We start from the raw sequence: 11999 nt of genomic DNA, 5'->3' as shown, positions 1-11999 counted from the left end.
CAAATCCGCCCGCCAGCAGCGGGGCCGGCGGGCGGATTGGATCTTTTCTGAAATGCGGATCAGGTGTTGAACAGGAAGTGCAGCACGTCGCCGTCCTTGACGATGTAGCTCTTGCCTTCCGCGCGCATCTTGCCGGCTTCCTTGGCGCCCTGTTCGCCGTTATGGGCGATGAAGTCGCCGTAGGCGATGGTTTCGGCCCGGATGAAGCCCTTCTCAAAGTCGCCGTGGATGACGCCCGCCGCCTGCGGCGCCGCGGTGCCGGAACGGATGGTCCAGGCGCGGGCCTCCTTGGGGCCGACGGTGAAATAGGTTTCCAGGTGCAGAAGCTCGTAGCCCGCGCGGATCAGACGGTCGAGGCCGGCTTCTTCCAGGCCCATTTCCTCCAGGAACATCTGGGCTTCATCGGCTTCCAGCTGGCTGATCTCTTCCTCGATCTGGGCGGAGATGATCACATGGCTGTTGCCCTGCGCCGCGGCCATTTCCGCGACCTTGGCGGAATGGGCATTGCCCTCGACCGATTCCGACTCGCCCACGTTGCAGACATAGAGAACCGGCTTGGTGGTCAGCAGCTGCAGCATCTTCCAGGCCTTGGCGTCCTCGGCATCGACCTCGACCAGGCGGGCGGGTTTGCCGTCTTCCAGCATCGCCTGGGCGGCGGCCAGCAGGCGGTCCTGCTGCTGGGCTTCCTTGTCGTTGCCCTTCAGCTTGCGCACCAGGTTGGCGCGGCGCTTCTCGATGCTTTCGAGGTCCGCCAGCATCAGCTCGGTCTCGATCACCTCGGCATCGGCCACCGGGTCGACGCGGCCGTCCACATGGGTCACGTCGCCGTCTTCAAAGCAGCGCAGCACGTGGGCGATGGCGTCGGTTTCGCGGATGTTGGCCAGGAACTGGTTGCCCAGGCCCTCGCCCTTGGAGGCGCCTTTGACAAGGCCCGCGATGTCGACAAAGGTCATCCGGGTCGGGATGATCTGCTTGGAGCCGGCAATCGCCGCCAGCTTGTCCAGCCGCGCGTCCGGCACGCCGACCTCACCCACATTGGGTTCGATGGTGCAGAACGGAAAGTTGGCCGCCTGCGCCGAGGCGGTTTTGGTCAGCGCGTTGAACAGCGTCGATTTGCCCACGTTGGGCAGGCCGACGATTCCCATTTTAAAGCCCATTGCGGCCTCCTGATGCCATTTGGGAGCTGCTTCTAGGCAGCATTGAAGGCCCGCGCAAGCCATGTATGGCTGGCAGAACTGCCACAGTCGCCATCTGTGTTCCGCTTCACAGACAGTATGCACACTGATTTTTCATAAGGCCCTTGGAAAAAATTTAGGGAGTTTTAGAAGAGTGCTGAAAAAAGCTTGGCCAAAAGTCATTATTTTTCCGAGGGGCTGGAAATGAAAAAGACAACAATACTGGCGGCTGCAGTTTCGGCGTCGATGGCGCTGCCTGCGGCTGCGCAGGAAGTGACTCTGGGACTGGGGTACTCCGATTACCATCGCGAAGGGGCGGAAGACGGCGCCATGTTTGCGGTGGACTACTTGCACGCGCCGTTTCACGAGCGCGGCCGGCTGTCGGCGCGTTTCGGCGCCACGCTGGAGGTGCAGGAGACCGGCGATATCTTTGCCGGTGTCGGCATCAGCGGCGTGCTGGACCTGAACAACGACTGGTTCCTCGAAACCAGCGTGATGCCCGGCGCCTATCACGACAACGAGCCGGGCAACGACCTGGGATCCGCCTTTGAAATCCGCAGCCTGCTGGCGGTGGGCAAGCGGTTCCAGAACGGCAAGGCGGTGTCGCTGGCGTTCAGCCACAAGTCCAACGCCTCGACCGCGGATGAGAACCCGGGCGTGAACTCGCTGACGCTGCGCTGGCACATTCCGCTGGGCGGCTGAGCCGGGCCGCGGCAGGCGGCCCGGCTGCGCGGGATTGATTTCCCGCGCAACATTCGGCACACCGGGGCGGACAGATTTCAAAAGGCCCGCCCATGACCCGTATCGATGCCAAATTCGCCGAACTGAATGCCGCCGGCAAGAAAGCCTTTGTCACCTATGTGATGGCGGGCGACCCGGACTACGACACCTCGCTGGAGGTGGTGAAGGGGCTACCGGGCGCCGGTGTCGACATTATCGAGCTGGGCCTGCCGTTCACCGATCCGATGGCCGACGGGCCGACCATCCAGCTGGCGGGACAGCGGGCGCTCGACGGCGGCATGACGCTGGAAAAGACGCTGCAGCTGGCCGCGGATTTCCGCAAGGGCGACGACACCACCCCAATTGTGCTGATGGGCTACTACAACCCGATCTACAGCCGCGGTGTGGACACCTTCCTGGAGGATGCCAAGGCCGCCGGCATCGACGGGCTGATCGTGGTGGACCTGCCGCCGGAAGAGGATGACGAGCTGTGCATCCCGGCGCAGAAGGCGGGGCTGAACTTTATTCGCCTGGCGACCCCCACCACAGACGACGCGCGCCTGCCCAAGGTGCTGCAGAACACCTCCGGCTTTGTCTACTACGTTTCGATCACCGGCATCACCGGCGCCGCAGAAGCCGAGGCCGGCGACGTCGGCCCCGAGGTTGCACGCATCAAGGCCGCGACCGATCTGCCGATCATCGTGGGCTTTGGCATCAACACGCCGGAGAAGGCGCAGAACATCGCGTCTATTTCGGATGGCGCGGTGGTGGGCAGCGCCATCGTCAGCCAGATCGGCGCGGGCAAATCCCCGGCCGAGGTGCTGGCCTTTGTGAAGTCGCTGGCGGACGGTGCCCACATGGGGTGACGCTCTGACACAATCAGATCTGAAAAGCCGCTCTATCAGGGCGGCTTTTTGCGTTTCAGGGGTGCGGCAAACGGGGCGTTGCTTTTGCTGGCTTGAATTGGTAAAGAAATTTTACCAAATGAGATCGGGAGAGAAGCCAGTGCCGGTGATCACCAATATCAACGACCTGAAGCGCATCTATGAACGCCGCGTGCCGCGGATGTTCTATGACTATGCGGAGAGCGGCAGCTGGACGGAGCAGACCTTCCGCGAGAACACCTCGGATTTCGAGCAAATCCGCCTGCGCCAGCGGGTGGCGGTGGATATGGCGGGGCGGACCACTGCCAGCCGGATGATCGGTCAGGACGTGGCGATGCCGGTGGCACTGGCGCCGGTGGGGCTGACGGGGATGCAGCACGCCGACGGCGAGATCAAGGCGGCCCGCGCGGCGGAAGAGTTCGGGGTGCCGTTCACGCTGTCGACCATGTCGATCAACTCGATCGAGGAGGTGGCGGAAGCGACCTCCAAGCCGTTCTGGTTCCAGCTCTACACCATGAAGGACGAGGACTATATCCGCCGCCTGATCCAGCGCGCCAAGGATGCCAAGTGCTCGGCGCTGGTGATCACGCTGGATCTGCAGATCCTGGGGCAGCGCCACAAGGATCTGAAGAACGGCCTGTCCGCCCCGCCGAAGCTGACGCCGGCCACCATCGCCAACCTGATGACCAAATGGACCTGGGGCCTGCAGATGCTGGGCGCCAAGCGGCGCAACTTCGGCAACATCGTGGGCCATGTGCAGGGCGTCTCCGACACTTCGCAGCTGGGCGCCTGGACAGCGGAGCAGTTCGATCCGTCGCTCGACTGGGGCAAGATCGAGAAGCTGATGGAGATGTGGGGCGGCAAGGTGATCCTGAAAGGGATCCTGGATGCAGAGGACGCCCGCATGGCTGCCAAGCTGGGTGCCGATGCCATCGTGGTGTCGAACCACGGCGGGCGGCAGCTGGATGGCGCGCTCAGCTCGATCCGGATGCTGCCGGAGATCATGGACGCCGTGGGCAGCGACGTCGAGGTGCATCTGGACAGCGGCATCCGCTCCGGCCAGGACGTGCTGAAGGCACTGGCGCTGGGCGCCAAGGGCACCATGATCGGACGCGCCTTTGTCTATGGCCTGGGCGCCATGGGGCAGAAGGGCGTCACCGCGGCGCTGGAGGTGATTCGCAAGGAGCTGGACACCACCATGGCGCTCTGCGGGGAGCGCTCGGTGGAGGCGCTGGGGCGCCACAATCTGCTGATCCCCGAGGATTTCGGCGGCCGCTGGCAGGAATAGTGCCCCCGGCAGGGCGGGCAGGGGGCTTTCGGGGGGCTTTGCCCCTTCCCAAACCGCGGCAACCGGTCTATAGGCACGGCTTCACGCGGGGTGACAGCCTTGGAGGCACCCCGGTAGTCATATTGGAGAGTTAAGATGGCAAAAGAGATTCCTGATCTCGTAGTCCAGGAACGTGCGGGGACGGGCAAGGGCGCCGCTCGCGCTGCGCGCCGCGCAGGCATGGTTCCGGGTGTGGTTTACGGTGGCGATGCAGAGCCGCTGGCAATCCAGGTTCCGTTCAACGAGCTGCTGAAAAAGCTGAAAGCCGGCCAGTTCAAGTCCACTCTGTGGAACCTGAAAGTGGAAGGCCACGACGACGTGCGCGTGATCTGCCGCGACGTTCAGCGCGATGTGGTCAAGGACCTGCCGACCCACCTCGACCTGATGCGCCTGCGCCGCACCTCGAAGATCAACCTGTACATCCACGTTGAATTCATCAACGAGGACAAGGCCCCCGGCATCAAAAAAGGCGGCATGCTGACCGTTGTGCGTCCGGAAGTCGAGCTGAGCGTGACCGCCGGCGACATCCCGGAGAAGATCGTTGTGGACCTGGAAGGCCTGAACATCGGCGACGTGGTCACCATCTCGTCCGTGGACCTGCCCGCAGGCGCCAAGCCGACCATCGACCGCGACTTCGTGATTGCGAACATCGCAGCACCGGCCGGCCTGTCCTCTTCCGACGATGAAGAAGGCGAAGAAGGCGAAGAAGCAGAAGCAGCTGCTGAAGAATAAGAACCGCGCCCATCGGGCAACGGTTTCACGGGCTCCCAATCGGGGGCCCGTTTTCTTTTGAGCGCTGGCTGTCTGCAGGTGATTGACTTTTGCCCGTGCCGCTGTCCCAGTCACGCCTGAGGACAGGGAGGACCGGGGATGGCGGACTACGATATCGCCGTTGCGGGCGCGGGCATCGTGGGGATGAGCTGCGCGCTGTGGGCGCAGATGCGCGGCCACAAAGTATTGCTGATCGACCCGGAGGAGCCGGGATCGGGGACCAGCTATGGCAACGCCTGCACGCTGGCGACCTATGCCTGCCTGCCGGTGAATGACCCTTCGGTGCTGACCTCGCTGCCCAGCCTGATGTTTTCCAAGGAGAGCCCGCTGTCGCTGTCTTATGCCCATGCGCTGCGCAATCCGCGCTGGATGCTGTCCTTCCTTGCAAACTGCCGCCCCGGTCCGTCGCGGCGGATCGCGGGCCATCTGGCAGATCTGCTCTCGCACGCCGATGCCGGGATCAATCCGCTGATCGAGGCGGCAGGCGCGCAGGATCTGGTGGTGGAGCGCGGCCAGCTGTCGGTCTGGTCGACGGAGAAGGCGGCCAAGGCTGCCAGCGATGGGTTGGAGCGCCGCCGCGCCTTGGGCGTTCCGTGGCGCGAGGTGGAGCCGGAGGAAGCGCAGGAGATGGAGCCGGGGCTGCATCTGCCCATCAAGCGAGCGGTGCATTTTCATGCCGCCCGCAGCTTGCGCGATCCGCTGGAGTTCATCACCCGGATGCACCACGCCTTCACGGATCTCGGTGGCACCACCCTGCGGGCCAGGGTTGAGGCGGTCAGGGCCTCGGGCACTGGGGTGGCGCTGCAGGCCGGCGGGCAGAGTGTCACCGCAGGCCATGCGGTGATTGCCAGTGGCGCTTTTTCTAAACGCATAGACGACGCGGGAGCAAAGAAGCTGCCGCTTGGCACTGAGCGCGGCTATCACGTGATGTACGAAGGCGAGGCGCATAGGGTGACGCGGCCGGTGGGCTGGGGTGAGGCCGGGTTTTATGCTGTTCCCCATGCCAAGGGCCTGCGGCTGACCGGCACGGTGGAGATCGCGGCGCTGGATGCCCCCGTGAACAAGCACCGGCTGGCGTATATCGCCGACAAGGGGGATGAGATGCTGGGGCCGCTGCCCGCGCCCAGCAGCGAATGGCTGGGCTACCGCCCGACGATGCCGGATTCACTGCCGGTCATCGGCCGCAGCCCGCAGTCGGACCGGGTGCTTTACGCCTTTGGCCACCAGCATATCGGGCTGACCCTGGGCGGCATTACCGGGCGGCTGATCACGGACTTGGCGGAAGGCCGCCAGCCGAATGTGGATCTGGCGCCCTATGCGCCGGACCGGTCCTTTGCCTGACACCGCGCGGCTCTGGATTCCGCTGCCCAAATAGGGCATCACTCGGTTTCCTTGAAACGCAGATCGGGCAGGACCCCCATGAAACTCTTTGTCGGCCTTGGCAATCCCGGCCCGAAATATGAGCGCAACCGCCATAATATCGGCTTCATGGCGCTGGACCAGATTGCCGGCGATCACGGGTTTTCCCCCTGGAAGTCCAAGTTCCAGGCGCTGATCTGCGAAGGGGTCTTGGGCGGCGAGAAGGTTCTGCTTCTGAAGCCGCAGACCTTCATGAACCTCTCCGGCCAGTCGGTGGGTGAGGCGATGCGGTTCTACAAGCTGACGCCCGCAGATGTGGTGGTGCTGCATGACGAGCTGGACCTGGCGCCGGGCAAGGCGCGGATCAAGCAGGGCGGCGGCCATGCCGGCCACAACGGGCTGCGTTCGATCCATTCGCACATCGGGGCGGACTACGGCCGGGTGCGGCTGGGGATCGGCCATCCGGGCCACAAAGACGCGGTGGCGGGCTATGTGCTGCGCGACTTTCCCAAGGCGGATGAGGGCTGGCTGGACGACCTGATGCGCGGAATTTCCGACGGCGCGGCAGAGCTGGCCAAGGGGGACGGCGGCAAGTTCATGAATGCCGTTGCCTTGAGGGTCGCACCGCCGCGCAGCTCCAACAGCACGCCCAAGGCGGAGGCCAAGGCGGACAAAGCTGCCAAGGAGGAGCCGGCGCCGGACACCCGCTCGCCGCTGGAAAAACTGATGGACAAGTTCAAGTAAGCCGGGAGACAGGCAGATGGTGAAACTGATTATCGATACCGATCCGGGCATCGACGATGCGATGGCGATCTTCTATGCCGCGGCAGCCCCGGACATCGACCTCTTGGGCCTGACGACGATCTTCGGCAATGTGACAACCGCAACGGCCACCCGCAACGCGCTGCGCCTGCTGGAAGCCGCGGAGCTAGATGTGCCGGTGGCCGCAGGCGCCACCGCGCCCCTGGTGCTGCCGCCGTTCAAGCCCTCCTCCCATGTGCACGGGGACGAGGGCTTTGGCGACATCCCGGCGGCAGAGCCCAAGGGCAAAGCGCTGGAGGAGGACGCCGCGGATTTCCTCTGCCGCATGGCGCGAGAGCACAAGGGTGAGCTGGTGGTCTGCCCGATCGGCCCGCTGACCAACATCGCGCTGGCGATGCAGCGCGACCCGGAGTTCATCAAGAACGTCAAATCCATCGTGGTGATGGGCGGCTCTCTGGAGGAGGGCGGCAATATCACGCCGCATGCGGAGGCCAATATCTACCACGACCCGCATGCGGCGGATGTGGTCTGCCAGGGCGGCGCCAAGGTGGTTTTCGTCGGCTTGGATGTCACCCACCGCATCCTCTGCATGGCTGAGGATTTCGAGACGATTGCCGCCAAGTCGCCGGACCTGGGCGGCATGCTGCAGAAGATGTCGTACTTCTACCTCAAGTTCTATCTGGAGGTCGCGGGCAAGAACGGCTGCTCGCTGCATGATCCGGCGGCGGTGATCGCCTGCACCAACCCGGAGCTGTTCGGGATGCGCGATGTGGCGCTTGAAGTGTCCTGCGAGGGCGAAACCTCCGGTGCCACCCTGGCCGCGCCTGACAGCGGGCGGGAGCCGGTCAAGGTCTGCATGACGGTCGAGGCAGATGCGGTGAAGGCTCTGTTCCTCAAGCGCCTGGCGCTGCTGCCGTAACCAGCCTGGCGGCCAGCGGGCCGTCACGCATACCGCTTGGCCCCGGCCACGCAGAGCACCACAAACACCGTGGCGCCGAGCATGGGCGGCGCGATCTGCTCCGACAGCAGAACGGCCGCGAGGATCAGCCCGAAGAACGGCTGCAGCAGTTGCAGCTGCCCGACGCCCGCGGTGCCGCCAAGCGCCAGGCCGCGGTACCAGAACACAAAGCCGATCAGCATCGAGAACATCGAGACATAGCCCAGGCTTATCCAGACCGGCAGCGTCAGATCCGCAAAGGTCCCGGGCCGGACGGCGAAGGCGGTTACCGCCATGACCGGCAGCGCCAGCGCCAGCGCCCAGGAGATCACCTGCCAGCCGCCGAGCCGCCGCGACAGCTGCGCGCCCTCGGCATAACCCAGCCCGCACAAGGTGATTGCGGCCAGCATCAGCGCGTCGCCGGTCAGCGACACATCGGCGCTCTGCGACAGGGCAAAGCCCGCCACAGCCAGGCTGCCAAGGATGGAAAACAGCCAGAACAGGCGGGCGGGCCGCTCGCCGCCGCGGATAACGCCGAAGATCGCGGTCGCCAGCGGCAGCAGGCCGATGAACACGGTCGAATGCGCGGCGGTGATGTGCTGGAGCGCCATCGCGGTGAGCAGCGGGAAACCGATAACAACTCCCGCTGCAATCACGGCAATCGACGCCAGGTCCTGCCGGTGCGGCCAGGGCTGGCGCAGCAGGAGCAGCAGCGCGGCGCCGAGGAGGGCCGCAATGACGGCGCGGGCAGAGGTCAGGAACACCGGGTCCAGCATGCCCACGGCGACGCGGGTGGCGGGCAGCGATCCGCTGAAGATCACAACACCCAGCAGCCCGCTGCCCCAGCCTGAAAACGAAGCCTGCATCATCTCTCTCCTCTGCCTTTGGGATTTTCTACGGCTGCGGCGGTGCAGGAGACAGGTACAGAGGAGTACAGTTTTGTAAAACTGTACTGGTTCTCGGAGCAATACAGCGCGCTATCCCACGGGACAGGACAGGACAGGACAGGACAGCACAGCAAGGCACGGCGCGGCTGCATGCGGGCCGGGCGCTGGCTGACTGTCTCGCTGCCTGATGGGGCTGCGGCTGGCGGGTCTGGACCGGGCGTGCCAACTGCCCGGCTTGGCCGTCAATGAAACCCGCTGGTATCAAGCCTGGGCTGCGCAATGACCGCCTGCGCTGAGGCACGCGTCTTGAAGTTTTCGAGGAATACCAGATCGTGTTCCATGGTGTCCTGCTTGATCCGCTCCAAATCCTCTGTCAGGGCGCGGTCGTACAGATATGCCAGCGTGTTGTTGCGGCTCCTGACCTCGAACTGGGATCCCAGAACGGCCACCTGCCTGCCCCTGCGCATCAGCTTTGCCATGAAGACCAGATTGAGGAACCTGGTGCCGCCCTTGCGGATGTTCGCAAGCAGAAACCGGGACTGGCCCGCGGTAGGGTCCGCAAGAAAGGCGCGCATGCGCTCACGCACCGGTCCGGCGCCTTCCTTGGGCTGAAGAAACCGGCAGTTCCGCCCCAGCACATCTTCTGCATCGTAGCCGGCAAGGCTGCAGAAGGGGGCATTGACGCCGGCGATCGGGCTGTCGGGCTTGGTAGTATCCGCAAGGCACAGCGCGACGCTGCTCAATTCGAAGGCGCCGAAGAGGGCGCCGAAAGGGCTCTGGTCGGGGAAATATGCTGCCATTGCCGAAAATTGGTGCCGGCGGTTTCCTCTTTCAACTGAAATGTGAATTCGCGCCTTTTCGGGGGGATTGGAAAGCAACCCGGCTGTGGACAAGCTGCCTGCCGAAGCTGGCACTTCCGGCGCCGATGGGTGCCGCAACACGCCGCCGCTCTCCCAGCCGAGACGGCTCTTCGAGCCGTTGTTTCCGCGGTCGGATGCCCTGAGCGGGAAGAACTCATGCCGGGCGGCAGCCGGCGCCCGGATCTCCGGCAGTTCTGCGGAATTGCCGGGGATTTGGCCGAGAATCCCTATTTTGCCGGTGGGGGAAGATTTTTGAAAAAACGCCTTGTTTCTCTGAGTTGCGGCAAATATACGAGTCAGCGGAGACGTGGCCGAGTGGTCGAAGGCGCTCCCCTGCTAAGGGGCATGCACCCAACAGATAACACCTCTAAAACAATCGGAAAAACCAGACTACACGTACCCCTTTGCACGGATTTTGCACAGGTTTGCTCGCAGTAGGCCTACCGCACCCGGTCAGCGGATGTTCCCTGCTGGAAAGCCCATCAGTCTGTCCTGATCTTCTCATTTGAGCATGCGGAGCTGCACTGGCTGACCTCATTCATCATCACGTTGGCAGTACGGCATTCACTCCATGAAGGGGAAAGGGCGGTACTTGTTGAGTTCTCTTACTTAATCCAATGACCGGGCTGAAGGTGGCCGGGCCCGAAATAGCTGGCTTGACCGGCACGTGCATTGGGGACGGGGGACGCCGGATAGGCGTGCGACGGAGCTTCTTTTGAAGGACGTGGAAGAGCAAAAAATTAGTACTGGGGTGTGTTTTTCCGAAGCGGGTGATTTTCTGAACCATTGGCGCGGCGATGCTCAATGCGGAACCAGGATCCGGCATTTTTTGATGCGGGCAGACTGCAGGAACGTGCCGACCCGTCGGATGGAAGCTGCCGGGGAGATCAGAAACTAACTTTCACCATCCCTGCCACAACTCATCTGTGGAGGCCCCCTTTAATGCAAGTTGTTTTTTGAGCGTTTGGGAATGTGAACGGATGCGGTCATCTGTCAGGCCTGTTTATGCGGCGTTTCAGACGCCGCTGGCCGGTATGGAGATACGCGGTTCAGTTCCACATCACAGTGGCGGGTTGATTATCCCGGTGTGAGTTCCTGGTTTTACTGAACCCGATCTTTCCGATCATTTGCCCTTACACTCAAAGACCTCCTCACATTCCCGACGTACCGGCCATCGCAACGCTTACGCGGCGGCGATAGCCGGGTCTCTGTAATCTTCGTGTTTCACCAACATGGCCCATAACCTGCGCGCCATCTTATTTGCGAGTGCAATTGCGACGACCATACGTGGTTTTCTTGCGAGCATCCTTTGGAGCCAAGATGCTTCAGGGGCACCCTTGTGAATCGCCATCCTCACTACGGACATGGCACCGATGACCAAGAGCCTGCGGATATCTCTCTGCCCCATCTTCGACGTTCGGCCCAATTTCTGCTTTCCCCCGGTCGAGTGTTGCTTCGGTACCAGCCCTACCCACGCAGAAAAATCCCGACCCCGACGAAAGATTTCCATAGGTGGGGCGAAGGCCGAGACAGCCATTGCAGTTATCGGACCGATGCCTGGCATGGTCTGGAGACGGCGTGCGTTATCGTCTCTTGTCGCTTCGATGCGTACCTGCTTTTCAAGCCTGCCTATTTGTTCTGTTAGTGTAGCGATCTGACCAAGGTAGATTGATCCAACATCTGTCACCACTTTTGGCAGACCGTTCTCGGGATCTTCCAAGATTTCCCTCAGACTTTTGATATTTGTCGTCGTTTTTGGTGCCACCCGGCCAAACTCGGCGAGATGAGCCCGCAGGGCGTTGATCAGCTGCGTGCGTTGCCTCAAAAGCAGGTCACGTGTCCGGAACAAAACCGCCCGACTTTGCTGCTCATGTGTTTTCACGGCGACTGTTCGCATCGTTGGACGTGACGCAGCCTCGGCAATCGCTTCTGCATCAGCCGCATCATTCTTATGCCGTTTGACGAAAGGTTTCACATAGATGGGCGGTATCAATTTCACATCATGGCCAAGTGCCTCGATCTGACGCCCCCAGTCATGCGCGGTTGCACAAGCTTCCATAGCAACTGTGCAATTCGGTTGTTGTACAAAAAATGCCAAAACTTGCGCCCGAGACAGCTTTTTGCGGAACAGAACACTGCCGTCAGCCGCTGCCCCATGCACCTGAAAACTACGCTTTGCTAAATCTACTCCTATGATCGCAACCATTTCCATTGTCGCCTCCTCTGTTTCTGGTCTGTTAAGACAGTACCAGCATGGCACATCACGATGCCGTCGGGAGGGGCATCCACTCCATCACAGTGCGGAACTTTGCAGCCG

Annotated in this window: 11 protein-coding genes; 7 read left to right on the top strand and 4 right to left on the bottom strand. The window is 62.6% G+C overall.

Translation table 11 applies throughout. The annotated features are described in order from the left end of the window. Positions 1–59 precede the first annotated feature (59 nt). On the bottom strand, positions 60–1157 hold the full coding sequence (ychF, locus tag LHL23_RS12790) for a redox-regulated ATPase YchF (RefSeq protein ID WP_226430120.1): 1098 nt from the start codon (positions 1155–1157) through the stop codon (positions 60–62). Positions 1158–1379: 222 nt separating this feature from the next. On the opposite strand from ychF, the gene LHL23_RS12785 reads away from it, so the two are divergent. The 7 genes from LHL23_RS12785 (at position 1380) to LHL23_RS12755 (ending at position 7917) form a co-directional block, all read left to right on the top strand. Next, entirely contained in the window at positions 1380–1877 is a 498-nt protein-coding gene (locus LHL23_RS12785) for an acyloxyacyl hydrolase (protein ID WP_222478945.1), read from the top strand. A 92-nt stretch (positions 1878–1969) separates the two neighbouring features. Further along, positions 1970–2761 carry a tryptophan synthase subunit alpha gene (gene trpA, locus LHL23_RS12780; RefSeq protein ID WP_222478947.1) on the top strand — a complete coding sequence of 264 codons (792 nt, stop codon included), beginning with the start codon at positions 1970–1972 and terminating at the stop codon, positions 2759–2761. Positions 2762–2900: 139 nt separating this feature from the next. Continuing rightward, entirely contained in the window at positions 2901–4067 is a 1167-nt protein-coding gene (locus LHL23_RS12775) for an alpha-hydroxy acid oxidase (protein WP_222479725.1), read from the top strand. A 135-nt stretch (positions 4068–4202) separates the two neighbouring features. Beyond that, positions 4203–4838 (top strand): 50S ribosomal protein L25/general stress protein Ctc, encoded by a 636-nt coding sequence (locus LHL23_RS12770; protein WP_222478949.1) that lies wholly within the window; start codon positions 4203–4205, stop codon positions 4836–4838. Between the two features lie 138 nt (positions 4839–4976). Next, positions 4977–6218, top strand: a complete 1242-nt coding sequence (locus LHL23_RS12765; protein ID WP_226430119.1) for an NAD(P)/FAD-dependent oxidoreductase — start codon at positions 4977–4979, stop codon at positions 6216–6218. Positions 6219–6296: 78 nt separating this feature from the next. Then, a complete protein-coding gene (gene pth, locus LHL23_RS12760) occupies positions 6297–6980 on the top strand; it encodes an aminoacyl-tRNA hydrolase (protein ID WP_226430118.1) in 684 nt (227 codons plus the stop codon). 16 nt (positions 6981–6996) lie between these two features. Continuing rightward, positions 6997–7917: a nucleoside hydrolase gene (locus tag LHL23_RS12755; protein ID WP_226430117.1), complete on the top strand. Its 921-nt coding sequence runs from the start codon at positions 6997–6999 to the stop codon at positions 7915–7917. A 23-nt stretch (positions 7918–7940) separates the two neighbouring features. Here LHL23_RS12755 and LHL23_RS12750 read toward each other — a convergent pair whose 3' ends face one another. The 3 genes from LHL23_RS12750 to LHL23_RS12740 form a co-directional block, all read right to left on the bottom strand. Continuing rightward, a complete protein-coding gene (locus LHL23_RS12750; protein WP_226430116.1) occupies positions 7941–8801 on the bottom strand; it encodes a DMT family transporter in 861 nt (286 codons plus the stop codon). 263 nt (positions 8802–9064) lie between these two features. Then, a complete protein-coding gene (locus tag LHL23_RS12745; RefSeq protein ID WP_226430115.1) occupies positions 9065–9715 on the bottom strand; it encodes a PAS domain-containing protein in 651 nt (216 codons plus the stop codon). A 1150-nt stretch (positions 9716–10865) separates the two neighbouring features. Then, positions 10866–11894, bottom strand: coding sequence for an IS110 family transposase (locus LHL23_RS12740; RefSeq protein WP_027236523.1), 1029 nt, complete (start codon positions 11892–11894; stop codon positions 10866–10868). Between the last annotated feature and the right edge of the window lie 105 nt (positions 11895–11999).

The sequence above is a fragment of the Leisingera sp. McT4-56 genome, from assembly GCF_020514995.1.
In the GTDB taxonomy this organism is placed as follows: domain Bacteria; phylum Pseudomonadota; class Alphaproteobacteria; order Rhodobacterales; family Rhodobacteraceae; genus Leisingera; species Leisingera aquaemixtae_A.
This window is presented reverse-complemented; position numbering and strand designations above follow the sequence as displayed.

Coding starts and splice junctions, on each gene's coding strand:
- ychF (WP_226430120.1), bottom strand. CDS start 1,157: ATGGGCTTTAAAATGGGAATCGTCGGCCTGCCCAACGTGGGCAAATCG.
- LHL23_RS12785 (WP_222478945.1), top strand. CDS start 1,380: ATGAAAAAGACAACAATACTGGCGGCTGCAGTTTCGGCGTCGATGGCG.
- trpA (WP_222478947.1), top strand. CDS start 1,970: ATGACCCGTATCGATGCCAAATTCGCCGAACTGAATGCCGCCGGCAAG.
- LHL23_RS12770 (WP_222478949.1), top strand. CDS start 4,203: ATGGCAAAAGAGATTCCTGATCTCGTAGTCCAGGAACGTGCGGGGACG.
- LHL23_RS12765 (WP_226430119.1), top strand. CDS start 4,977: ATGGCGGACTACGATATCGCCGTTGCGGGCGCGGGCATCGTGGGGATG.
- pth (WP_226430118.1), top strand. CDS start 6,297: ATGAAACTCTTTGTCGGCCTTGGCAATCCCGGCCCGAAATATGAGCGC.
- LHL23_RS12755 (WP_226430117.1), top strand. CDS start 6,997: ATGGTGAAACTGATTATCGATACCGATCCGGGCATCGACGATGCGATG.
- LHL23_RS12750 (WP_226430116.1), bottom strand. CDS start 8,801: ATGCAGGCTTCGTTTTCAGGCTGGGGCAGCGGGCTGCTGGGTGTTGTG.
- LHL23_RS12740 (WP_027236523.1), bottom strand. CDS start 11,894: ATGGAAATGGTTGCGATCATAGGAGTAGATTTAGCAAAGCGTAGTTTT.